Origin of the sequence: Nocardioides psychrotolerans (assembly GCF_943371775.1) — a bacterium.
Classification (GTDB): Bacteria; Actinomycetota; Actinomycetes; order Propionibacteriales; family Nocardioidaceae; genus Nocardioides; species Nocardioides psychrotolerans_A.
Map to the genome: position 1 here is coordinate 1 of NZ_CALRWD010000006.1, position 19,534 is coordinate 19,534.

Consider the following 19,534-nt stretch of genomic DNA (forward strand, 5'->3'; position numbering starts at 1 on the left):
ACAGAGGTAAGGCTAACCTAATTAACTCCTCGCGTCCCGTCAGGTTCGCCGTCGGCTGTGGCTGCACGTCCAGGAGCGCCGTCGCAGGTAATCTCGTCGCGTGAGCACCCAGCCCGGAGACGCGATGCGCACCGCTGCCCCCGCGGCTCGACGCGTGGGTGACTACACCCTGCTGTCCAAGATCGGCGAGGGCGGCATGGGCGTGGTCCACCTGGCCCGTCGCGACGGCGGCGACCGGGTGGCGCTCAAGGTGCTGCGGCCCCACATCGTCGGCGACGACGAGGGGCGCGCCCGCTTCGCCCGGGAGATCAGCTCGCTGCAGCGGATCCGCTCGCGCTGGGTCGCCGAGATCGTCGACGCGGACCCGTGGGCGGAGGTGCCCTACGTCGCGACGCGCTACGTGCCCGGGCTCTCGCTGCACGACCACGTCATCGAGGAGGGCCCCATCGAGGGGCGCAACCTGACGTGGTTCGCCGGGTGCCTGGCCGAGGGGCTGGCATCGGTCCACGACGTCGGCGTGCTGCATCGTGACGTCAAGCCGTCCAACGTGCTGATGGAGGGCCGCACCCCGATCCTCATCGACTTCGGCCTGGCCCGGGTCGCCGACGACCCCAAGCTCACGCACACCGGGTGGCTGCTCGGCACGCCCGGCTACCTCGCGCCCGAGATCCTCTACGGCGACGATGCGACGACGGCCTCCGACATCCACTCCTGGGCCGCCACCGTCGCCTACGCCGGCACCGGCAGCCCACCCTTCGGCCGCGGCCCGAGCATGGCCGTGATGGATCGCGTACGTCGTGGCGAGCACGACCTCTCCGGCCTGCCCCACGACCTGCGCCAGCTCATCGAGGCGGCGCTGGACCCCGAGCCGTCCCAGCGCCCCGACCTCGCGTCGATCCTGGCGTGGCTGCGCCCGCAGACCACCCAGCCGCACCCCGTCGTGCCGCCGGTGCCCACCGGACCCGAGGACATCTTCACGATCCCGCTCGCCCTGGCCGGGTCGCAGGCCGCCGATGCGCTGACCGACCGGTTCACCGAGCCGCCGACCCAGCGGCTGCCCGAGGACCCGCCGACCCGGCCCTACACCGAGGTCGCGCGGGTGGCGCCGCCCGCTGCTCCTCCTGTCGCCCCGCTCCACCCCGCACCCGGACCGTCTCCGGTGGGGCCGATGGGCCAGTGGGAGCAGGACTGGGACGAGCGCGTCGCCGCACCGCCGCCGACGCCGCTGGTCGAGCGGCTGCGTCGCGGCACGCTGCTGCTCGGTGCCGCGGCAGCCCTCGGGGCCGCGCTGACCGCGGCGCCGTGGGTGGCGTGCGCGGTGATCTTCGTGGCGGTCTGGCTGCTGCGCAGCGGCTCGCTGGCCGCCAGTGCTGCCGGCGGGCGTCGGCTGCGCCGCGGTCGCAAGTGGTACGACGGCGCGCAGTTCCTGCTCGGCGCCCCCTGGGACCTCGTCCGGTCCATCCCCGGCACCCTGATGCTGCTGCTGTGGAGCGCCGGGCTCGGCGTCGCCGGCGCCCTGGTCTGCTACGCCGTGGCCGCCAGCGTTCCGACCACGCTGTTCGTCAGCGGGCTGGTCTTCGCCGTCTCGCTGTGGTGGGGACCGGGCGGCACCCGCGTGCGCGGCCCGGTCTCGCGGGTCGTGGTGCCGATCTCGCGCAACGTCGGGCCGTGGCTCGTCGCGGTCGTGGCCGTCCTCGCGCTCGGTGCGCTGCTCGCGCTGCGGGTGTCGGGCAGCGGCGTCAGCTGGGCGCCCGACGACCAACGTCCCTTCGCCGGCTTCACCCCACCGACCACGGGCATCACCGGGCGCTGAGTGTCTCTGTACCGTCGGGAGCACCACCGAGCGGGAGGACCGACGTGATCGAGCTGAGCAAGGGCCAGGAGCTGGCGCTGACCACTGAGGACGGGCGTCCGCGCACCCTCCTGCGGCTGGGTCTGGGCTGGGACAAGGTGCCCACGGCGGGGATGATGGGCACCGGCGCCCCCGACGTCGACCTGGACGCCTCGGCCCTGCAGTTCATGGGCGAGCAGCTCTTCGACCTGGCGTTCTACAACAACCTGCGCACCCGCGACGGCTCGACGGTCCACCTCGGGGACAACAAGACCGGCAGCGGCGAGGGGGACGACGAGACCCTGACCGTCGACCTCGCGAAGGTCTACGCGAAGGTCGACACCATCGTCCTGCTGGTCAGCAGCTATCAGGGCCACAGCCTGACCTGGGTCGACCGCGCCTACGTCCGGCTGCTCGACACCGACGACGTCGAGGTCGCGCGCTTCCGGATCACCGCGGGCGTCGACGAGACCGGGCTGGTCATGGCCACGCTCGTGCGCTCGGGCGAGCACTGGGTGCTGCGCGCGATCGGCGACGGCATCGCGGTCCGCAAGCCGACCGACTCGCTCGCGGCGCTGACGCCCTACCTCTGAGCGAGTCCGTCGTACGACGGCGGTCGGTCGCCCGGAGCCGTGCCCCACGCCGGAGCGGGATCCTCGGTCGTGACGACCCTCAGCACTGCGGGACGGATCCCCGGGCCGAGCGGTAGCCACGACGCAGACCGCGCCACACCGTCGACGAGCACCCCGGCCACGTGGCTTCCCGACCCGACCCGTTCGATCACCGTGGGTGGCCCGGCCGAGGGGCGCACCGTCACGCGGTCGAACGCCGGCGTGGTGAGGCCGACGTCCGCCGTGCCGGGCGTGAGGGGGTAGAGACCGAGTGAGGCCCAGACGTACCACGCCGAGAGGGAGCCGAGGTCGTCGTTGCCGGGCAGACCTCCGGGTGCGACCGACCAGAGACCGTGCCGTGCTCGGGTGACGACCTCCGCCGTCCGCGTGGGCTCCCCGAGCCAGAGGTACGTCCAGGGCGTGAGGAACGACGGCTGGTTGCCCAACCAGGCGTGCGGGCTCCCTGCCCCGGCCGACAGGGAGGAGTGGAAGTCGTCGAGACGCTGCAGCGCCGCGGCAGGGGTGCCGAGACCAGCGAGGAGCCCGGCCACGTCCTGCGGCACGCCGCCGAAGGTGTACTGCGTCGGGTTGCCCTCCTGGAAGCCGTCACAACAACCGCCGGGGTCCGTGTCGGGCCCCGGGAACGCGCCGTCGCCGTCGCGTGGCAGGAGCAACCCGCGCCCCTCGTCGAGCAGGTTGCGCCAGGACCTGCTGCGCTCTGCGAAGCGAGCCGCGAGGTCCTCACGTCCTGCCGCCATCGCGAGGCGGGCGACAGCGAAGTCGTCCACCGCGTACTCCAGCGTGGTCGACGCCCCGTGGGGTTGCGGCCAGCCACGCTCCGGGGTGGTGTTGGGGACGTAGCCCAGACGGAGGTAGTCCGCGAGCCCGGGTCTCGGCCTGAACCAGCCCTGCCCCGGAAGGCCGTCGGTCTGCTCGCCCTGCCGGGCCAGGCGCGTCACCAACGGCTCGAGCGCGAAGTCCCGCGCCCCGAACGCGTGGGCCGTCGCGATGACGGGCGCGGCGGAGTCGCCGTTCATGACCCCGGTGTAGGACGCCACGAGGGGCCAGCGCGGCAGCCACCCGCCCTGGGTGGCCATCCGGGCCAGGGACCGCACGACGGCCGACGCCACGTCGGGGCGCAGCCACGCGAGCAGGGGCAGCTGGGTGCGGTAGGCGTCCCAGCCGGCGACCGCGCTGTAGTGGCGCTCGCCGGGCGCGAGCCGGTGCACCTCGCCGTCGAAGCCGGGATAGCGACCATCGGCGTCGCTGACCAGGCTCGGGTGCAGCAGCGAGTGGTAGAGCGCGGTGTCGAGCAGCGTCCGCTCCTGTGCCGTGCCCCCGGTGACCTGCACGCGCGCGAGCTCGCGGTCCCAGGCGGTCGACGCCTCGGCCCGCAGGTCGGCGTAGGACCAGCCCGGACGCTCGACCTCGAGGTTGCGACGTGCCCCCGCGAGGTCGACGAAGGACACCGAGACCTGCACCTTGCTGGTCCCGCCCCGGCGGTCCAGGGTCACCCAGCCTCCCGGGCGGGCGCCGCCCCACGTCCCGTGGGCGACCATCGGGCGGGCCAGGCGCAGCAGCACGTGGACGCGATAGCGGCCGGGTGACCCGCAGAAGCCCCCGCTCGTGGTCGACACCGCGATCTCGCGCCTGCTCGGGAAGCGCACCCGGGCGCCGCGGGCGCCGGCCAGGCTGCCGCCTGCCTTGACCAGCAGCCGCGAGGGGCGACCCCGGGGGAAGGCGAGGACGGCGAGTCCCGTGCGCAGGCCGGCGGCCAGGGAGACGCCGACGCCGTTGCCGAGCCGCGCGGCGTACCACCCGGGGTCGGCCCGCTCGGCGGCGTGGTCGAGGGCGACGCTCGCACCGGCCGGGTCGGCCGGCAGCGCGCCGGTCACCGGCAGGAACGGCACGTCGCCGAGCGCCGGGCAGCCGGCGCCGGAGAGGTGGGTGGCCGAGAAGCCGCGGACCCGGTCGTCCTCCCAGCCGTAGCCGGAGGCGGTCGTGGACGGGCGCCCGTCGCGTGCGCCGGTCGTGTCGGGGCCGAGGTGCACCAGCCCGAAGGGGCGCGCCGCCGCCGGGGTCGTGTTGCCGCTGTGCCAGGGCGCCGACCCGCCGGTGCCGATGAAGACGTCGACGTCACGGCCCGGGGGAGCGGCCTTCGCGGCGGCCGGCAGCGTCGCCAGGACGAGCGCCGCGACGAGGCCTGCGGCGTACGCCGCGCAGCGGGTGCGTCCCGAGACCGTCACCCGCTGACCGTACGCCGCGGGCGCGCCCCGTACGCCCGGATCGCGAGACCCCTGTCCACCTGCCGGTCGCCGTGGCACCATGGGGACATGCAGCACCGCATCATCATTCGCTAGCGCATCGAGCTCCGCCCGATGCGCCACCTCTCGCACTCCGAGAGGTTTTTTTGTGCCCCGATGTCCCCAGTCGTCCCCAGAACGAGAGATCCCCGATGGACCTGCACGGCGCCTTCCACGTCTACGACACCACCCTGCGCGACGGCGCGCAGCAGGAGGGGCTCAACCTCTCCGTCGCCGACAAGCTGTCGATCGCGCGGCAGCTCGACGGGCTCGGCGTGGGCTACATCGAGGGCGGATGGCCGGGGGCCAACCCCAAGGACACCGAGTTCTTCCGCCGCGCGAGCCAGGAGCTCGACCTGCGCCACGCCAGGCTCGCGGCCTTCGGTGCGACCCGCAAGGCGGGCGTCCGTGCCGCCGACGACCCGCAGGTCGCCGCCCTGCGCGACAGCGGTGCCGGCGTCGTGACCCTGGTCGCCAAGTCGCACGACCGCCACGTCGAGCTCGCGCTGCGCACCACCCTCGAGGAGAACCTCGAGATGATCCGCGACACCGTCAGCCACCTCAAGGCCGAGGGTCAGCAGGTCTTCCTCGACGCCGAGCACTTCTTCGACGGCTATCGCGCCAACCGCGACTACGCCCTCGAGGTCCTCCGCACGGCGTACGGCGCCGGCGCCGAGGTCATCGCGCTCTGCGACACCAACGGCGGGATGCTGCCGCCGTGGGTCTCCGACGTGGTCCACGACGTCATCGGCTCGACCGGCGTGCGCGTCGGCATCCACTGCCACAACGACACCGGCTGCGCTGTGGCCAACACGCTGGCGGCCGTCGACGCCGGCGCCACCCACGTGCAGGGCTGCATCAACGGCTACGGCGAGCGCACCGGCAACGCCGACCTCGTCACGGTCGTCGCCAACCTCCAGCTCAAGCTCGACCGCCAGGTGCTGCCCGCCGGCCTGCTCGGTGACTCGACCCGCATCGCGCACGCGGTCGCGGAGGTCACCAACTTCCCGCCGGCCTCGCGCCAGCCCTACGTCGGCACGTCTGCCTTCGCGCACAAGGCCGGCCTGCACGCCAGCGCGATCAAGGTCGACCCCAACCTCTACCAGCACATGGACCCGGTCGGCGTCGGCAACGACATGCGCCTGCTGATCTCCGACATGGCCGGCCGGGCGTCGATCGAGCTCAAGGGCAAGGAGCTCGGCTTCGACCTCTCCGACGACAAGGACCTGGTCGCGCGCGTGACCGGTCGCGTCAAGGAGATGGAGCAGCGCGGCTACACCTTCGAGGCGGCCGACGCCTCCTTCGAGCTGCTGCTGGTGGAGGAGGTGGAGGGCGTGCGCCCGTCCTACTTCGAGGTCGAGTCGTGGCGCGTCATCACCGAGACCCTCACCCACGCGCAGGCGGGGGAGGAGGCGGTCTCCGAGGCGACGGTCAAGCTCAAGGCGGCCGACGTGCGCTACGTCGTCACGGGGGAGGGCAACGGCCCGGTCAACGCCCTCGACTCCGCGCTGCGCTCAGCGATCGTGCAGGCCTTCCCGGAGGTCGCGAAGTTCGAGCTGATCGACTACAAGGTGCGCATCCTCGACCAGGGTCACGGCACCGACGCGATCACCCGCGTGCTCATCGAGACCAGCGACGGCGCGTCGTCGTGGGTCACCGTCGGTGTGGGCCACAACGTCATCGAGGCGTCATGGGGTGCGCTCGTGGACGGGCTGACCTACGGGCTGCGGCGCCACCACAACGACTAGGCCGGGCCGGGAGGCGCGTGTCCGGGCCATCGAGACAGGTGCAGCCCGTGCGCTAGTGAGAGGGGTCCACGTGGCCCCCTCTCACTAGTGTGGAGCGGGTGTCGTCAGCGTCGACCGGCCGCGCCTGGATGGGCGTCGGCGGAGACCACCCGGCGCACGAGGTCGTCCCAGGCCCGCTCGATCCGGTCGACCGGGATCTGCTCGATGTGGGTCTGCTGCTGGAGGATGACGATCTCCAGGGGCGCCAGGAGCGAGGTCGCCAGGATCGGGACGTCGCCGTGGACGCCGAGCTGGGTGAGCAGGTAGCGCACGTGCATGGCCGCGAAGCTCATCGCGGCGTAGGCGCGTGCCCCGGAGTGCCCGGCCGCGGTGATCAGGTCGCCGTGCTTGAGGTTGGTCTCGATGCGCGAGCGACCGAAGGCGAGGAGCCGCTCCATCGGCGGCGCCCCCGGCCCGAGCGGTGGGGGACCTGACAGGACGGACGCCTGCCACGCGGTCTCGGAGTGGTTGAGGAGCGCGGCCATCAGCCCCTCGCGGCTCTCGAAGCGGCGGTAGACGGTGCCCTTGCCGACGCCCGCGCGTGCGGCGACCGCGTCCATCGTGACGGCCTCGACGCCGCAGTGGTCGACGAGGTCGGTGGCCGCGCGCAGCAGTGCCTCCCGGTTGCGGGCGGCGTCGCTCCGCTCGGGCGGGGGGCCGCCCAGGAGGGGCAGCGACCGGTGCTCGCTCATGGCCGAACTGTAGGGGTCGGAGAAAGTCCGGACCTCCGGGAATAGAAAGCGGACTGCGGTCCGTTTAGCCTCGTATGACTACCCAGACCCGCATCGTCGCCCTCGTCGGCAGCCTCCGCGCCGACTCCCTCAACCGTCGCATCGCCGAGGCGCTGCGCGACCAGGCACCCGAGGGCGTCGTCGTCGAGATCGCCGAGGGCCTCGAGTCCCTCCCGTTCTACAACGAGGACCTCGACGGCGACGCCGTCCCCACGGCCGCCGCGACCCTCCGCGAGCTCGTCGGCAACGCCGACGCCGTCCTCGCCGTGACGCCGGAGTACAACGGCACCATGCCGGCCGTGCTCAACAACGCCATCGACTGGCTCTCGCGCCCCTACGGCGTCGGCGCCATCGTCGGCAAGCCGTTCGGTGTCGTCGGCGCCACCCCCACGCCGTACGGCGGCAAGTGGGCGCACGCGGACGCCGCGCGCTCCGCGGGCATCGCCGGCGCGATCGTCGTCGACGGGGCCGTCCACTCCCAGTCGGCCCTCGAGGTCGACGTCCTCGAGGACGTCGAGGTGCTCGAGCGCCTCCAGGCCGTCGTCGCGTCGCTCGCGGCGTTCCAGCCTGCTGCTGCCTGACGCGCTCGTCGGTCTAGGGCGCGCCCACGGGCGGTGACCCGTGCCGGGCGGCGTACTCCTGTGCGTACGCCGCCACGGCCACCGGCAGCGTCGGGTAGATGCGCTCGGCGCCGATCGCCTCCGTCAGCCCGACCCGGTCCAGGTCCAGCCGCAGGTCCTGCTTGACCCGGGCCAGCGCGAGCACGACCCCGCGAGCGGCCAGCTCGCCCCGCACGTCCTCGAGCGAGTCGAGCGCGGTGAGGTCGACCTCGACGTTGCTCTCCATGTTGACCAGCAGCCACTCGACCGGCTGGTCCTGGGTCGCGGCCTCCTCGACGGCGGCCAGCGCCCGGTGGCGGAAGTCCTCGGCGTTGGCGAAGAACAGCGGGGAGTCGTAGCGGTAGATCACCAGCCCGGCCACCGTCGTCGCGTCCGGGTGGTCGTCGACGTCGTGCATCCCGGCGAGACCCGGCACGAAGCCCAGGATCCCGTCGTGGCCGCGCGCCACGCGCCGCAGCAGGTCGAGGATCGAGAGCCCCACGGCCAGCGCGATGCCCGGCAGGATGTCGAGCAGGAGCACGCCGGCCACGGTGGCCAGCACGAGCACCAGCTCGCTGCGGCGGAAGTGCCCGATCCGCCGGATCTCGGCCCCGTCGACCAGCCGGATCGCGGCGTAGGTCACCACTCCGGCCAGGGCCGCGTCGGGGAAGGCCTCGAGCACCGGTCGCAGGACGAACATCGCGACCAGCACCGTGACCAGGGCGACCAGCGAGTGCAGCTGGGTCTTGACCCCGAGCGAGTCACCGATGACGGTGCGACTGCCGCTGCTGCTCACCGGGAAGCCCTGGGTCAGTCCGACCGCGACGTTGGCCGCTCCGAGCGCGAGCAGCTCCTGGTCGGCGTCGACGTGCTCGTGGTGGCGCGCCGCGAAGGCGCGTGCGGTCAGGACGTTGTCGGTGTAGCCCACGACGGCGATGCCGACGGCGGGCAGGGCCAGCTGGAGCAGCACGTCGAGGTCGACCGACGGGAGGCCCGGCACGGGGAGTCCGGCCGGGATGGCACCCACGGTCGAGATGCCGTGGGTCTCGAGCGAGAAGAGCGCGGTGACCCCTGCCGCGAGCAGCATCGCGATGAGGGGGTGCGGCCAGTGCGGACGCAGACGCTGCGCGACCAGCAGGCTGCCCGCGACGACCAGCGCCATCGTCACGGTGGGCAGCGCGACGTCGTCGAGGTGCGTGAGGACGAAGCGCACCTCGCTCACGGGGTCGTCGCCCTCGACGTCGATCCCGGTCAATCGGTCGAGCTGACCGACGATCATGAGGACGGCGACCCCGGCGAGGTAGCCGATCAGCACCGGCCTGCTCAGCAGGTCGGCGACGAAGCCCAGGCGCACGAGCCGACCGACCAGGCACACGAGGCCGACGAGCATCGCCAGGGCGGCCGCGGCGCCGGCGTAGGTGGCGGGGTCGCCGGCGGCGATCGCGCCCACGCTGGCCGCGCTCATCAGGGCGGTGGTCGACTCCGGCCCGACCGAGAGCCGCCGCGACGAGCCGAGCAGCGCATAGACCAGCAGCGGCGCCAGCGCGGCCCACAACCCGGTGACCGCGGGGAGCCCGGCCACGGCGGCGTAGGCCATCACCTGGGGGACCAGGTAGGCCGCCACGGTGATGCCGCCGAGCACGTCGCCGCCCAGCCAGGCGCGGTCGTAGTGGCGCAGGTCGTGCAGCCCCGGGAGGAGCCGGCCGTGCTGCCCGCGGTCGCGGGAGAGCTCGTGTGCCACGGGCACAGTCAAGCGTGACGAGCGCCCCGGTGGGGTGGAACGGCCCAGAGTGGGTCCCGGTCGCTAGGTTCGACCCATGGCCGAGCTGCACGACCTGACCGCCCTGGAGCAGGGTGCGCTGGTCGCCTCCGGGGAGATCTCGTCCCGCGAGCTGACCGAGCACTACCTGGAGCGGGCCGTCCGTCTCGACGACGTCGGTGCGTTCGTCACGCTCACCCCCGACCTGGCGCGCGAGCGGGCTGCGTCGCTCCCGGAGGGGACGAGCCCGCTGCACGGCGTACCAACCGCCATCAAGGACCTCAACCTGACCGCCGGCGTGCCGACCGCCTTCGGCTCGCCGGCCTTCGCCGACTTCGTGCCTGAGGTGTCCGACGCGGTGACGCTGGCGATCGAGGCCGCCGGGATGGTGAGCATCGGCAAGACCAGCACGCCCGAGTTCGGCTCGCCCTGCTACACCGAGCCCGAGGGTCTCCCGCCGGCCGTCACGCCGTGGGACCGCACCCGGATGGCGGGAGGCTCGTCGGGCGGTGCGGCCGCCGCCGTCGCCGCAGGGCTGGTCCCGGTCGCGCAGGGCTCGGACGGTGGAGGCTCGATCCGGATCCCGGCCTCGTGCTGCGGCCTGGTGGGGCTGAAGCCGACCCGCGGTCGCATCTCCGGCTTCCCGACGTACGGCGACCCGGTCGGTCTGTCCACCTCTGGCTCGATCGCGCGGACGGTCCGTGACGCGGCCGCGCTGCTCGACGTGCTGGCCGGTCGCCGCGCGGGGGACCCGGCCTGGGCGCCGCCGCCGTCCGGGACCTTCCTGGACGCCTGCGACCGCGAGCCCGGCCGGCTGCGGATCGCCCGGTTCGTCGAGCCGGTCATCGCCGACGTGGTGGTCGATCCCGCGTGCGTGACCGCCTGGGAGATGGCGTCTCGAGCGCTGGAGGCGCTGGGCCACGAGGTGGTCGACGTGCCCGTCCCGCTGCCGCCCGAGTCGGTGCCCGTCTTCGAGACCTGCTGGGCGGTGCTGACCGCGCTGTCGGTGGTCCCGCCCGAGCGCGAGCACCTGCTGCGGCCGCTCACGCGCTGGCTGTCCGATCGTGGCCGGGCCGTGAGCGGCCCCGACTTCGGGCTGGCCATCGGGGCGATGCGGCGCTTCGCGGCCGAGGCGCTGGTCGCGCTGGCGCCGTACGACGCGGTGCTGACGCCGACCCTGGCCGCGCCGCCGCTGCCCGTCGGTGCCCTGCGCGACGACGCCGACCCGGCCGCCGACTTCGAGGCCCAGAAGGCCTTCACGCCCTGGACGTCGGCGTGGAACGTGACCGGCATGCCGGCGGTGTCGCTCCCGCTGCACTGGACGTCCGACGGGCTGCCGGTCGGGGTGATGCTGGCCGCGCGACCGGCCGAGGAGGAGCTGCTGCTCTCGCTCGCGGCCCAGGTCGAGGCGGCGGTGCCGTGGCACGCACGGAGGCCTCCCCGATGGTGAGCCGGCTGATCCTGTGCCACTCCGCCGAGCTCGCCGCCGACGAGCTGGCGGCGGTGCGGGCGCTGATGGACGCGGCCTTCGACGACTTCACCGACCACGACTGGTCGCACGGGCTCGGCGGGATGCACGCCCTGGTGGTCGACGGGGACGACGTGCTGGCCCACGGCTCGCTGGTGATGCGCCGCTTGCTGGTGGAGGGGAGGTCGCTGCGGTGCGGCTACGTCGAGGCGGTCGCCACGGCGCCGACCCGGCGCAGGCAGGGTCACGCGACGACGGTGATGACCGCTCTCGAGGGGCTGGCGCCCGCCTACGACCTGCTCGCGCTGTCGTCGTCGCAGCGGGCGCAGGTGTTCTACGCAGGCCGGGGCTGGCAGCCCTGGCGCGGCCCCAGCTCGGTCATGACGCCCGAGGGATGCGTGGCCACGCCCGAGGAGGACGGCGCGATCCTGGTGCTGGACCGAGCGGACTCCGGGCTGGACCTGGAGGCTCCGATCACCTGCGACTGGCGCGACGGCGACGTGTGGTGAGCTCCGGCGCGGGGAGGCGTCAGGCGATGCCCCACCGCGCACGGAACTCGTCGGGTGCCTGGGTCTCCAGCTGCTCCCTGATCTGGTCGAGCGCCAGCGCTGCATCCTCGCCGGGGACGAGCGGGACCCGCAGCTCCTCCACCCCGTCCGAGCGTCGCCTCACGACGATGTCCCCGGCGCGGGTGAGCTCCAGCAGGCCTCCCTGGGTGGCGCACCACAGGTCGAGCGCCCCCAGCAGCACCCGCCGCGCGGGGCCACGGCGACGCGGCTCGAGCCGGTGCACGTAGACCTCGTCGGCGCTGACCGGCTCGAGGGGAGGCTCGAGGGTGGTGGTCATGGGACCAGCGTAGGACGGTGTGGCAACGTGCGCGCCACAGCGACCTTCGCGATCGACGACTGAACCCACGGGACCCGGGGCAGCGTCTCCAGGGCATGGGTCCACGACAGACGGGAGGCGCCGAGGTGCGTGACGAGTCGCGCGCTGGCGCCGCGGAGGCCACCTACGAGGAGTTTGTGGTGGCACGTTCGCCGACGCTCTACCGCACGGCCTACCTGCTGACCGGCCAGCAGACCGACGCCGAGGACCTCCTCCAGACGGCGCTGGTCAAGGTCTACGTCGGGTGGCGCAAGGTCGCCGCGGCCCGCTCGCCCGAGGCCTACGCCCGCCAGGTGCTGGTCAATGCCTTCGTCTCGGGGCGTCGCCCGGCGCGCTTCACGCGGGAGCGCCTGGTCACCTCGCTGCCCGAGCGGGGGGCCGAGGACGTGGACCCGACGGACCGGCTCAGCCTCTGGCCGCACGTCGAGGCGCTGCCGCCGCGGCAACGAGCCGTCGTGGTCCTGCGCTACTACGAGGGCCAGAGCGAGGCGGAGATCGCCGAGACCCTCGGCTGCGCCCGCGGCACCGTCAAGTCCACCGCCTCGGCCGCCCTGGCCACCTTGCGCACCCGGATGGGAGAGTCGTCATGAGCCTCGAGGACCGCCTCGCCGCCGAGCTCGGCTCCCGCGCCGACCGGCTCAGCACCCCGCACGTCGAGGTCTCCGGCCTGGAGCGGTTGGGACGACGCGAGCGTCGCCGTCGTCGTACGACGTGGGCGTCGGCCGGTGCTGCCGTCGCGGCTGCTGTCGTGATCGGCAGCGCCTCGATCCTCGCGCAGCCGGACGCCCGCACCGCCCCGGGGCCGGACCCCGCCACGGACCCCCCGTCGCAGGTCGTCGAGGAGTCGGGTGCGCTGCCCTACCTCCTCGACGGGACGCTGCACCTGGGGGACCGCCGCATCGCGGTCGACCCCGGCTGGCAGATCGCCTTCGCAGGGGGCACGACCCTCGTCGGCCGTCAGTGGGAGGGGCCGTGGGCCGTCGTCGAGGGCGACCGGCTGGTCGAGCTGCCGACCGGGATCACCACCCCGGTCGGTGTCATCCTCTCCGACGACGGGACGACGGCCGCGTGGGTCAACACCCTGGGCCGCACCACCCAGCGCGTCGTCCTGTGGGACCTCGTGGGCGGCTCGGAGATCGACCGGGTCGAGGTGGAGGTGGAGCCCGACTTCCGCGGCCAGCTCTCGCTCACCGGGATCGACCTGCTGGGCCGGGTCACCTGGACCGACAACATGCTCGAGGACCTCACCGTCTGGCGCCCGGGCACCGAGCCGGTCCCCGTCACGGGTCTGCCCGGGTCCTACCAGCGGGCCTGGCCGGGCGGGGTCGTGGCGGCCGGGCGCTACGGCGGCATCGGGGACGACGGGCGCTTCACCAGCGTGGGCCGCGTCGACGACGCCAACGGCTCGTCGTCGTTGTGGTCGCCCGACGGCACCACCCGGGTGCAGGTGAGCGGCACCAGCGCGGTGCTCCTCGACCTGCGCCGGGACGCCGTCATCCAGTTCCCCGACCTCGGCGTGCGGCTGAGCTCCGTCAGCCCGCGCGGGTGGGTGTCCCCGACCCAGGTGGTGCTGGCGGGTCCGCTCGCCGACTCCGACGACGGCCGACAGGCGCTCGTCCTGTGCGATGCCACGACGGTCCTGTGCGAGCCGGTCGACGAGGACGTGTCGGGCGATGCGCAGCTGCCCGACCGGTGGTGGTGAGGCGGTCGTCGGCGCTGTGCTGGGCGGGCGAGTCTGTCGCTTGGTGGGTGTTGCAACACCCCTCAAGCGCCAGGGTCCCCGGACATCCGGGGACTCATGCACCCCTCGGCCACCCCCACGAACTCCGCCCGCGACAAGGAGCCGGCGCCGGCCGGAAGGACCCCGAGCACCGGGAGACCGGTGACGCGGGGCAGGTCGTCGAGGTTGCAGGTCTCGGCGAGGCCGGGGTCGGCGGGCCAGGAGCCGATGACCAGTCCGGCCGGCTCGAGGGCCCGGGCGCGGAGGGCGCCGACGGTGAGCTCGGTGTGGTTGAGGGTGCCGAGCCCGGCCGAGGTGACGACGACGACCTCGACGGTCCCGGCCGGCAGTGCGTCAGCGAGGAGTGATGCCAGGTCGAGCAGCGTCCCGCCGTCGGCGTCGAGCCGCACGAGCAGCCCACCGGCGCCCTCGACGACCACCGTGTCCCACGAGTCGGAGCACGCGAGCTCCACGATCCGTGACGCGTGCTCGGCCACCGCGGGGATCGCCACGCCCTGGCGTCGCGCGGCCGTGTCGGGCGCGAGCGGCTCGTCGAGTCGCACCCACTCCTCGACGGCACAGCCGGTGAGGGCGGTCACCACGTCGACGTCACCGGCCGAGCCGTCGCCGATGCCGGTCTGCACGGGCTTCACCACGACGACCGAGCCCGTCGCAGACGCACGAGCCGCGAGTGCCGCGGTCACGATCGTCTTGCCGACGTCGGTCGACGTGCCGGTCACCACCACGACCGTCATGCGTGCTCCTTGACGACCGCGACCAGGATCTCGGTCGCCCGCTCCCACGCGTCGTCGTCGACGCCGGCGTTGACCGTGATGCGCAGCCTCGAGATCCCGTCGGGCACCGAGGGCGGGCGGAAGCATCCGACCCGCAGGCCGTGCTCGAGCGCGGCGGCCTGGGCGGCGACCGCGACCTGCGGCGACGGCATCGGCACCGACAGCACGGCACCGGCCGGGGGCTCGACACCGAGGGCGGCGGCGAGGTCCACCACGCGGCGGCGTACGACGGCGGGCAGCTCGGGACGCGCCCGCAGCACGCCCAGCGCGGCCAGCGCCGCGGCGGTCGGGGCCGGTGCGAGCGCGGTGTCGAAGATGAAGGGGCGGGCCTTGTTGACCAGGTGCTCGACCAGGGCGGGCGGGCCGAGCACGGCGCCACCCTGGCTGCCCAGCGACTTGGACAGCGTCATCGTGACGACCACGTGCTCCTGCCCGGCAAGACCGCGCTCGTGCACCAGCCCGGGGCCGTGGACCCCGAGCCCGTGCGCCTCGTCGACGACGAGCATCGCGCCGTGCGCGGCGCAGACCTCCGCGAGCTCGACCAGCGGGGCCTCGTCGCCGAGCACGGAGTAGACCGACTCCGCCAGCACCAGCGCCCGCTTGTCCGACCCCGCGAGGGCGGCCGACACCGCGGCCACGTCGCTGTGCGGCACGACGACCAGCTCGGCGCGCGAGAGCCGCACCGCGTCGACGAGGGAGGCGTGGATGTGGGCGTCGGAGACGACCAGGGTGTCGCGGTCGGCCAGGGCGGTGACCAGGGCGAGGTTGGCGTGGTAGCCGGTCGACATGACCAGCGCCGCCGGCTGCCCGGTGTAGGCCGCGAGCTCGGTCTCCAGCGTCTCGTGCAGGCGCAGCGTCCCGGTCACCAGCCGCGAGGCGCCGGCACCGGCGCCCCACATGAGTGCCGCGTCGGCGGCCGCAGCGGTGACCACGGGGTCGCGCGACAGCCCGAGGTAGTCGTTGCCCGCCAGGTCGATCGTCGCGTCCGCCGCCGGCCGCGGTCGCAGCACCCGGCGCAGCCCGGACTCCTCGCGCACGGCCGCCTGCTGCGCCAGCCACGCCGACCAGGTGCTCACGACACCTCCGCCGCTCGGGTGACGGCCGCGCAGATCCGGGCCAGGTCGTCGTCGTCGGTGACGTAGGGCGGCATCGTGTAGATGAGGTCGCGGAAGGGGCGCAGCCACACGCCCACCTCCGCCGCGGCGTCGGCGGCCTTCGCCGTGTCGACCGGGTGGTCGAGCTGCACGACGCCCACCGCGCCCAGGGTGCGTACGTCGTGCACGCCCGGCAGCGCGCGTGCCCCGGCCAGGCCCGCGGTCAGCCCTGCCTCGATCCGCGCGACGTTGCCGGCCCAGTCGCCGGACGTCAGGAGCTCCAGCGACGCCAGGGCCACGGCGCACGCGAGCGGGTTGCCCATGTAGGTCGGACCGTGCATCAGCACGCCCGACTCGGAGGCGGAGATGCCGCGCCCGATCGCCTCGGTCGTGAGGACCGCAGCGAGGGTCAGGTAGCCGCCGGTCAGCGCCTTGCCGACGCACATGATGTCGGGGGAGACCCCGGCCGCGTCCGCGGCCCACATCGTGCCCGTGCGGCCGAAGCCGGTGGCGATCTCGTCGAAGACCAGCACCAGCCCGAGCTCGTCGGCGACCTCGCGCATCACGCGCAGGCAGGCCGCGGGATACGCGTGCATGCCGCCCGCACCCTGCAGCAACGGCTCCACGATGATCCCCGCCAACGACGACGCGTGCTCGCGGGCCAGCGACGTGAACGCCTGTGTCCACGCGGCGATCTCGTCCTCGCCCGCGGAGTGACCCGGCGGTCGCGGAGCAAAGACGTGCTCGGGCAGCGCGGCGGCGAACATCGAGTGCATCCCGCCGACCGGGTCGCACACGCCCATGCAGCCGAACGTGTCGCCGTGGTAGCCGCCCTGCACGGTCAGCATCCGCGTGCGCTCGGGACGACCGAGGCCGCGCTGGTGCTGCAGCGTCATCTTGAGCGCGACCTCGACCGACACCGAGCCGGAGTCGGCGAGGAAGACCTTCTCCAGACCCACCGGGGCCAGGGAGACCAGCTTCTCCGCCAGCCGGACCGCCGGGGCGTGGGTCAGTCCGCCGAACATCACGTGCGCGAAGTCCTGCGCCTGCTCGGCGAGCGCCGCGTTGAGGGCCGGGTGGTTGTAGCCGTGGATCGCGGCCCACCACGACGACATCCCGTCGACCAGCACGCTGCCGTCGGCCAGCGTCAGCCGCACGCCCGAGGCCCCGGTCACCAGCCGCACCGGAGCCGGCGCGGTCATGGACGTGTAGGGGTGCCACAGGTGCTCGCGGTCGAAGGCGAGCAGGTCCTCGGGCGTGACGAGCACGGTCAGGCGTTGGGGCGCTCGGTGGTGCCGGCGCCGCGGCGGCGCTTGGCGGGGTCGCGCGAGCCCTCGTGGTCGGCGGGGCGCGGGTCCTCCTCGGCGCCGAGGACGACGAAGCCGTTGTCGCGGATCATCTCGAGGTCGGCCTCGGCGGCCTGGCCCTCGGAGGTGAGGTAGTCGCCGAGGAAGATCGAGTTGGCGACGTTGAGCGCCATCGCCTGCAGGGAGCGCAGGTGCATCTCGCGCCCGGCGGCGATGCGGATCTCGCGGTCGGGACACACGAAGCGCGCCATCGCGAGGATCTTCAGGCAGCGTGTGGGGGAGAGCTCCCAGGTGTTCTCGTAGGGGGTGCCGTCGAAGGGCATCAGGAAGTTGACCGGGATGGAGTCCGACTCCAGCTCGCGCAGTGCGAAGAGTGCCTCGACGAGCTGCTCGTCGGTCTCCCCGAGTCCCGCGATCAGGCCGCTGCAGGGCGAGAGGCCGGCGCTCTTGGCCTTGGTGACGGTGTCGACGCGGTCGGCGTAGGTGTGGGTCTGCACGATCGTGTCGTGGTGGGACTCGGCGGTGTTGATGTTGTGGTTGTAGGCATCGACGCCGGCCTCGCGCAGCCGCTCGGCCTGGCCGTCCTTGAGCAGGCCCAGGCAGGCGCAGATCTCGACCTGCGGGTTCTCGGCCTTGATGGCACCGACCATGTCGGCGACGCGCTCGACGTCCTTGTTGGTCGGGCCGCGGCCGCTGGAGACCATGCAGACCCGGGTGGCGCCGCCGCGCAGGCCGGCGGCGGCCTGCTGCATGGCCTCGTCGGTGTCGAGCCACTTGTACTTCAAGATGTCGGCCGTCGAGCCCAGGGCCTGGGAGCAGTAGTTGCAGTTCTCGGGGCACAGGCCGGACTTGAGGTTGACCAGGTAGTTGACCTTGACGGTGTTGCCGAAGTGCTCGCGGCGCAGGCGGCCGGCCGCGGCGACGAGGTGGACGAGCTCGTCGTCGTGGGCGCGCAGCACGGCGAGGGCGTCGTCCTCGGTGGCGGGCTTGCCCTCGAGGATCGAGGTGGCGAGCTGGTCGAACGACGTGGTCATGGGGCTCTCCTGGCGGGTCGACATCGGCACCCAGTATGAGGCCGGGAAGGTCGGCTCCGGTCCTGGGACCGCCACCTGAACGCTGGTCAGGTGAACGGCGTTCAGGTTAGGGTCCGGAGCGGCCCCGGTCAACGTGACCCGGCCTGCCTCAGGAGTGCTCCCCAGGAGGAGTGTCATGCGCCACCAACGCCACGACGTGGTCGAGCGAGCGGTCGACGTGCTCGACCGCTTCGGCCTGGCCGACCTCACCATGCGTCGCCTCGGCAGCGAGCTCGGCGTCCAGCCCAGCGCGCTCTACCACCACTTCAGCAACAAGCAGTCCCTGCTCGCGGCCGTCGCCGACGAGCTCCTGCGCCGGGGTGACCGCCCGCTGCCCGACGGCCCCTGGGACGTCCGCGTCGCCGCGGTGTGTGCGCAGCTGCGCGACGCGATGCTGGCCTACCGCGACGGCGCCGACGTGGTCGCCACCGTCCACGCGTTCGGGCTGGGCGCGAGCGCGCCGTACGACGCTCTGGTCGGCGCGCTGGCCGATGCCGGCTTCCCCGCGGAGCTCTCCCGCACCGCCGCGCGGACCCTGCTGCACTTCGTCTTCGGCCACGCCGCCGACGAGCAGACCCACCTCCAGGCCGGCAGCGCCGGCGCGATCTCGGACGGTCCTCGCGGTGGCTCGGACTTCGAGGTCGGGCTGGCGCTGGTCATCGACGGGATCCGGCTGCGTCAACCAACCGACCTGCACCAGGTCTGACCGGCCTGCTGTGACGGGTCCCGGCCTCGGCGGAGGGTCCTCCGGGTCGTGGTCTTCCGCGCTAGTGAGAGGGGGCCACGTGGCCCCCTCTCACTAGCGCACGGAGCACCCGATCCGCGCGCCGGTCATCCCACCCGACGCGCGAGGTGCAACGCCTGCTGGCGCTCGTAGGCCTGGGCGACCGAGCCGAAGACGAGCGCGCGGTCCGGCTGGTCCGAGGGGATCACGGCACGTCCACCACCGCGCCGTGCAGCTCGGCGAGCAGCAGCGCTCCGGCGAGGTCGAGCTGCGTGCGTCGCAGCCGGGCCGCGGCGAGGTCCACGCCGTCGAGCGTCGCCCCGCGCAGGTCGGTCGCGCTGAGGTTGGTCTCGCGCACGGACGCCCCGGAGAGCTGGGCGCCGCGCAGGACCGACGACGTGAGGTTGCACAGCGACAGGTCGGCCTCACGCAGGTCGAGGTCGGCCAGGTCGAGCTTGCTCAGGTCGGTGCCGCGCAACGACACCCCGCGCCACTGGCCACCGCTCACCTTCATCGGTCGCATCGTGCACCGGACGAAGACCGAGCCGGTCATCTTGCAACCGTCGAAGCTGGCGTCGAAGAAGTTGCTCCCCTCGAACTCACAGGTGACGAAGGCACTCGCCCGGTGGACCGAGGAGTTGAACCGCACGCCCGCGAAGACGCACCGCTCGAAGACCGCGCCCGACGAGCGGGCCTCGCTCAGGTCGACGTCGATGAAGGTCGACTCGACGTGGCGCCCGCCGCCGAGGTCCTCGGCATACCAGTCCTCGCCGCGGAAGGTCGCGCCGTGCGAGCCCTGCGGCATGCCACCGACCTCAGACATCGACCGTCCCGAGCTCGGAGGACTG

The 19,534-nt window shown here is 73.5% G+C and carries 18 protein-coding genes; 9 read left to right on the top strand and 9 right to left on the bottom strand.

Annotated features, from left to right (window positions below):
* Positions 1-100 precede the first annotated feature (100 nt).
* Together AAG827_RS03050 and AAG827_RS03055 are read left to right on the top strand one after the other, a co-directional pair.
* Complete coding sequence (locus AAG827_RS03050) at positions 101-1,813, top strand: serine/threonine-protein kinase (RefSeq protein WP_341924333.1); 1,713 nt, start codon at positions 101-103, stop codon at positions 1,811-1,813.
* A 44-nt stretch (positions 1,814-1,857) separates the two neighbouring features.
* Entirely contained in the window at positions 1,858-2,424 is a 567-nt protein-coding gene (locus AAG827_RS03055; protein WP_341924334.1) for a TerD family protein, read from the top strand.
* Here AAG827_RS03055 and AAG827_RS03060 read toward each other — a convergent pair.
* A complete protein-coding gene (locus AAG827_RS03060) occupies positions 2,415-4,688 on the bottom strand; it encodes a GH92 family glycosyl hydrolase (protein WP_341924335.1) in 2,274 nt (757 codons plus the stop codon). The genes AAG827_RS03055 and AAG827_RS03060 overlap by 10 nt on opposite strands.
* Positions 4,689-4,897: 209 nt before the next feature.
* Between AAG827_RS03060 and cimA the strand changes: the two genes are divergently transcribed.
* A complete protein-coding gene (cimA, locus tag AAG827_RS03065; RefSeq protein WP_341924336.1) occupies positions 4,898-6,493 on the top strand; it encodes a citramalate synthase in 1,596 nt (531 codons plus the stop codon).
* Positions 6,494-6,597: 104 nt separating this feature from the next.
* Here cimA and AAG827_RS03070 read toward each other — a convergent pair whose 3' ends face one another.
* Positions 6,598-7,224 carry a helix-turn-helix domain-containing protein gene (locus AAG827_RS03070; protein WP_341924337.1) on the bottom strand — a complete coding sequence of 209 codons (627 nt, stop codon included), beginning with the start codon at positions 7,222-7,224 and terminating at the stop codon, positions 6,598-6,600.
* Positions 7,225-7,298: 74 nt separating this feature from the next.
* Here AAG827_RS03070 and AAG827_RS03075 point away from each other — a divergent pair, with 74 nt between their 5' ends.
* Positions 7,299-7,844, top strand: a complete 546-nt coding sequence (locus AAG827_RS03075) for an NAD(P)H-dependent oxidoreductase (protein ID WP_341924338.1) — start codon at positions 7,299-7,301, stop codon at positions 7,842-7,844.
* Between the two features lie 13 nt (positions 7,845-7,857).
* Here AAG827_RS03075 and sulP read toward each other — a convergent pair whose 3' ends face one another.
* A complete protein-coding gene (sulP, locus tag AAG827_RS03080) occupies positions 7,858-9,603 on the bottom strand; it encodes a sulfate permease (protein ID WP_341924339.1) in 1,746 nt (581 codons plus the stop codon).
* Positions 9,604-9,679: 76 nt separating this feature from the next.
* Between sulP and AAG827_RS03085 the strand changes: the two genes are divergently transcribed.
* Together AAG827_RS03085 and AAG827_RS03090 are read left to right on the top strand one after the other, a co-directional pair.
* Positions 9,680-11,071 (top strand): amidase, encoded by a 1,392-nt coding sequence (locus AAG827_RS03085; RefSeq protein WP_341924340.1) that lies wholly within the window; start codon positions 9,680-9,682, stop codon positions 11,069-11,071.
* Positions 11,041-11,598, top strand: coding sequence for a GNAT family N-acetyltransferase (locus tag AAG827_RS03090; RefSeq protein ID WP_341924341.1), 558 nt, complete (start codon positions 11,041-11,043; stop codon positions 11,596-11,598). The genes AAG827_RS03085 and AAG827_RS03090 overlap by 31 nt, the downstream gene beginning before the upstream one ends.
* Before the next feature lie 19 nt (positions 11,599-11,617).
* Here AAG827_RS03090 and AAG827_RS03095 read toward each other — a convergent pair whose 3' ends face one another.
* Positions 11,618-11,935, bottom strand: coding sequence for a hypothetical protein (locus AAG827_RS03095; RefSeq protein ID WP_341924342.1), 318 nt, complete (start codon positions 11,933-11,935; stop codon positions 11,618-11,620).
* A gap of 125 nt (positions 11,936-12,060) precedes the next feature.
* Here AAG827_RS03095 and AAG827_RS03100 point away from each other — a divergent pair, with 125 nt between their 5' ends.
* Together AAG827_RS03100 and AAG827_RS03105 are read left to right on the top strand one after the other, a co-directional pair.
* The gene (locus AAG827_RS03100) at positions 12,061-12,564 is read left to right on the top strand and encodes a SigE family RNA polymerase sigma factor (RefSeq protein WP_341924416.1); all 504 of its coding nucleotides are present in this window, start codon (positions 12,061-12,063) and stop codon (positions 12,562-12,564) included.
* On the top strand, positions 12,561-13,676 hold the full coding sequence (locus tag AAG827_RS03105; RefSeq protein WP_341924343.1) for a hypothetical protein: 1,116 nt from the start codon (positions 12,561-12,563) through the stop codon (positions 13,674-13,676). Before AAG827_RS03100 ends, AAG827_RS03105 begins: the two co-directional genes overlap by 4 nt.
* Positions 13,677-13,738: 62 nt before the next feature.
* Here AAG827_RS03105 and bioD read toward each other — a convergent pair whose 3' ends face one another.
* Genes bioD through bioB form a run of 4 tightly spaced genes read right to left on the bottom strand, consistent with a single transcriptional unit; the run spans position 13,739 to position 17,923 of the window.
* A complete protein-coding gene (gene bioD, locus AAG827_RS03110) occupies positions 13,739-14,449 on the bottom strand; it encodes a dethiobiotin synthase (protein WP_341924344.1) in 711 nt (236 codons plus the stop codon).
* The gene (locus tag AAG827_RS03115; protein ID WP_341924345.1) at positions 14,446-15,564 is read right to left on the bottom strand and encodes an 8-amino-7-oxononanoate synthase; all 1,119 of its coding nucleotides are present in this window, start codon (positions 15,562-15,564) and stop codon (positions 14,446-14,448) included. The genes bioD and AAG827_RS03115 overlap by 4 nt, the downstream gene beginning before the upstream one ends.
* Complete coding sequence (locus AAG827_RS03120; RefSeq protein ID WP_341924346.1) at positions 15,561-16,850, bottom strand: adenosylmethionine--8-amino-7-oxononanoate transaminase; 1,290 nt, start codon at positions 16,848-16,850, stop codon at positions 15,561-15,563. Before AAG827_RS03120 ends, AAG827_RS03115 begins: the two co-directional genes overlap by 4 nt.
* A 2-nt stretch (positions 16,851-16,852) precedes the next feature.
* Positions 16,853-17,923, bottom strand: a complete 1,071-nt coding sequence (bioB, locus tag AAG827_RS03125) for a biotin synthase BioB (RefSeq protein WP_341924347.1) — start codon at positions 17,921-17,923, stop codon at positions 16,853-16,855.
* Positions 17,924-18,098: 175 nt separating this feature from the next.
* On the opposite strand from bioB, the gene AAG827_RS03130 reads away from it, so the two are divergent.
* A complete protein-coding gene (locus tag AAG827_RS03130; RefSeq protein ID WP_341924348.1) occupies positions 18,099-18,668 on the top strand; it encodes a TetR/AcrR family transcriptional regulator C-terminal domain-containing protein in 570 nt (189 codons plus the stop codon).
* A 223-nt stretch (positions 18,669-18,891) separates the two neighbouring features.
* Here the strand turns inward: AAG827_RS03130 and AAG827_RS03135 are convergent, their stop codons facing one another.
* The gene (locus AAG827_RS03135; RefSeq protein WP_341924349.1) at positions 18,892-19,491 is read right to left on the bottom strand and encodes a pentapeptide repeat-containing protein; all 600 of its coding nucleotides are present in this window, start codon (positions 19,489-19,491) and stop codon (positions 18,892-18,894) included.
* Positions 19,492-19,534: the final 43 nt, after the last annotated feature.

Excerpts from the sequence above, each read along its gene's own strand:
- AAG827_RS03075 (WP_341924338.1), top strand. The coding sequence starts at position 7,299 with ATGACTACCCAGACCCGCATCGTCGCCCTCGTCGGCAGCCTCCGCGCC.
- AAG827_RS03085 (WP_341924340.1), top strand. The coding sequence starts at position 9,680 with ATGGCCGAGCTGCACGACCTGACCGCCCTGGAGCAGGGTGCGCTGGTC.
- bioB (WP_341924347.1), bottom strand. The coding sequence starts at position 17,923 with ATGACCACGTCGTTCGACCAGCTCGCCACCTCGATCCTCGAGGGCAAG.
- AAG827_RS03095 (WP_341924342.1), bottom strand. The coding sequence starts at position 11,935 with ATGACCACCACCCTCGAGCCTCCCCTCGAGCCGGTCAGCGCCGACGAG.
- AAG827_RS03130 (WP_341924348.1), top strand. The coding sequence starts at position 18,099 with ATGCGCCACCAACGCCACGACGTGGTCGAGCGAGCGGTCGACGTGCTC.
- AAG827_RS03070 (WP_341924337.1), bottom strand. The coding sequence starts at position 7,224 with ATGAGCGAGCACCGGTCGCTGCCCCTCCTGGGCGGCCCCCCGCCCGAG.
- AAG827_RS03135 (WP_341924349.1), bottom strand. The coding sequence starts at position 19,491 with ATGCCGCAGGGCTCGCACGGCGCGACCTTCCGCGGCGAGGACTGGTAT.
- cimA (WP_341924336.1), top strand. The coding sequence starts at position 4,898 with ATGGACCTGCACGGCGCCTTCCACGTCTACGACACCACCCTGCGCGAC.
- AAG827_RS03105 (WP_341924343.1), top strand. The coding sequence starts at position 12,561 with ATGAGCCTCGAGGACCGCCTCGCCGCCGAGCTCGGCTCCCGCGCCGAC.
- bioD (WP_341924344.1), bottom strand. The coding sequence starts at position 14,449 with ATGACGGTCGTGGTGGTGACCGGCACGTCGACCGACGTCGGCAAGACG.